This is a genomic window from Azonexus sp. (assembly GCF_036170495.1).
Taxonomy (GTDB): domain Bacteria; phylum Pseudomonadota; class Gammaproteobacteria; order Burkholderiales; family Rhodocyclaceae; genus Azonexus.
Window position 1 is genome coordinate 1 of record NZ_JAVHPH010000348.1, and the last position, 2,240, is coordinate 2,240.

1 protein-coding gene is annotated in these 2,240 nt (G+C 64.5%); it reads left to right on the forward strand.

Features of this window, described 5'->3' with window-relative positions; all coding sequences use genetic code 11:
• Positions 1-1,984, forward strand: a 1,984-nt coding sequence (gene purL / locus ADADOO_RS12865; protein ID WP_511277903.1) for a phosphoribosylformylglycinamidine synthase, incomplete at its 5' end; no start/stop codon positions are given.
• Between the last annotated feature and the right edge of the window lie 256 nt (positions 1,985-2,240).

Sequence of the window (2,240 nt, forward strand, 5' to 3'; positions counted from 1 at the left end):
CCTGATCTCCATCGGCGACCGTTCCGTCGGCGGCATGACCGCCCGCGACCAGATGGTCGGCCCGTGGCAGGTGCCGGTGGCCGACGTTGCCGTCACCACGATGGGCTACCAGGGTTACCTCGGCGAAGCCTTCGCCATGGGCGAGCGCACCCCGCTCGCCGTGTTCGACGCCCCGGCTTCCGGCCGCATGGCGATCGGCGAGGCGCTGACCAACCTGGCCGCCGCCGATGTCGGCGAACTCGGCAAGGTCAAGCTGTCGGCCAACTGGATGGCGCCGTGCGGCGTCGCCGGTGAAGATGCCCGCCTGTTCGACACCGTCGAAGCCGTCTCCGACCTGTGCAAGGCCATCGGTGTCTCGATCCCGGTCGGCAAGGATTCGCTGTCGATGCGCACCGCCTGGGAAGAGGGCGGCGAGAAGAAGCAGGTCGTCTCGCCGCTGTCGCTGGTCGTCACCTCGTTTGCTGCGGTCGACGACGTGCGCAAGACAAAAACGCCGTTACTTGCTGTCGATCAGGGCGAAACCGAACTGCTGCTGCTCGATCTCGGCCAGAGCCGGCTTGGCGGCTCCTGTTTGGCGCAGGTGTACAACGCCACTGGCAGCGATGCACCGGATGTCGACGATCCGGCCAAGCTGAAAGGCCTGTTCGATGCGGTGCAGAAACTCAACCGCGACGGCCTGCTGCTCGCCTACCACGACCGTTCCGATGGCGGCCTGTTCGTCGCCGCCTGCGAAATGGCCTTCGCCAGTCGCCGCGGCGTCTCGCTCGACCTCGATGGCATCTGCTACGACGCCGGGGCCGGCGATGTCGATGGCTCGGAAAAACGCCCCGACCTGCTGGCCGGCCGCGATTTCGAGCACATCGTTCGCGCCCTGTTCAACGAAGAGCTCGGCGCGCTGATCCAGATCCGCCGCGCCGACCGCGCAAAGGTCACGACCATCCTGCGCACCCTGTTTGTGCCCTACCATTTCGTCGGCCTGATGAACGAATGGGACGAAATCCGCGTTACTCGCAACGCCAAGCGCGTACTGCGCGAAAAACGCGTCGATCTGCAGCGCGCCTGGTCTGAAACCAGCTTCCAGATGCAGGCCATGCGCGACAATCCGGATTGCGCCCAGCAAGAATTCGACCGCATCCTCGACGTCACCGACCCCGGCCTGACGCCGAAGCTGACCTTCGATCCGCAGGAAGATTTCACCCAGGTCTATGCTCAGGTCAGCGGCCATCCGCGCGTCGCCATCCTGCGCGAGCAGGGCGTCAACAGCCATTACGAAATGGCCGCCGCCTTCGACAAGGCCGGCTTTGCTGCGGTCGACGTCCATATGAGCGACATTCTGGCCGGTCGCGTCAGCCTCAAGGATTTCAAGGGCCTGGTCGCCTGCGGCGGCTTCTCCTACGGCGACGTCCTCGGCGCCGGCCTCGGCTGGGCGCGGACCATCCTGATGCATGACGGCTGCCGCGACGAATTCGCCGCCTTCTTCAAGCGTCCGGACACCTTCGCGCTGGGCGTCTGCAACGGCTGCCAGATGATGAGCGCGCTGAAGGCTATCATCCCCGGCGCCGAACACTGGCCGGCCTTCCGCCGCAACCAGGTCGAGCAGTTCGAAGCGCGCTTCGTGATGACTGAAATCCTCGATTCGCCGTCGATCTTCTTTGCCGGCATGGAAGGCTCGCAGGTGCCCATCGTCGTGTCGCACGGCGAGGGCAAGGCCGTTTTCGCCAATGCCGACGACCAGGCCAAGTGCCTGTCGGCCGTGCGCTACGTCGACAACAAGGGCGAGCCGACCGAGGTCTATCCGTACAACCCGAACGGCTCGCCGAACGGCTTGACGGCGGTGACCACGGCCGACGGCCGCTTCACGATCATGATGCCGCACCCGGAACGCGTCTTCCGTACCGTGCAGATGTCCTGGCACCCGGAAAATTGGGGCGAGGATTCGCCGTGGATGCGGATGTTCCGCAATGCGCGGAGATGGGTCGGTTAAGCGACCGGAAAGAACAGAAAAGGCGGCTCGCAGGCCGCCTTTTCTGTTCTTGGGCGGGGCCAGCTTACACCAAGTCCGTCCCAGACCGTGCGGTCCCCCCGGTTTGTTTTCTCAACAACACCTGCCATCAAGCGCCAAGGTTCGCGCAAGGCATCCCTGCCTGCAATCTCCGCCAGAAAATAGTCGATCGGCATCGGACGCAAATCAGCGTTTCCCTAGGGTAACACCGGGTTCCCAGTGTTTTCCCGCTGGCATA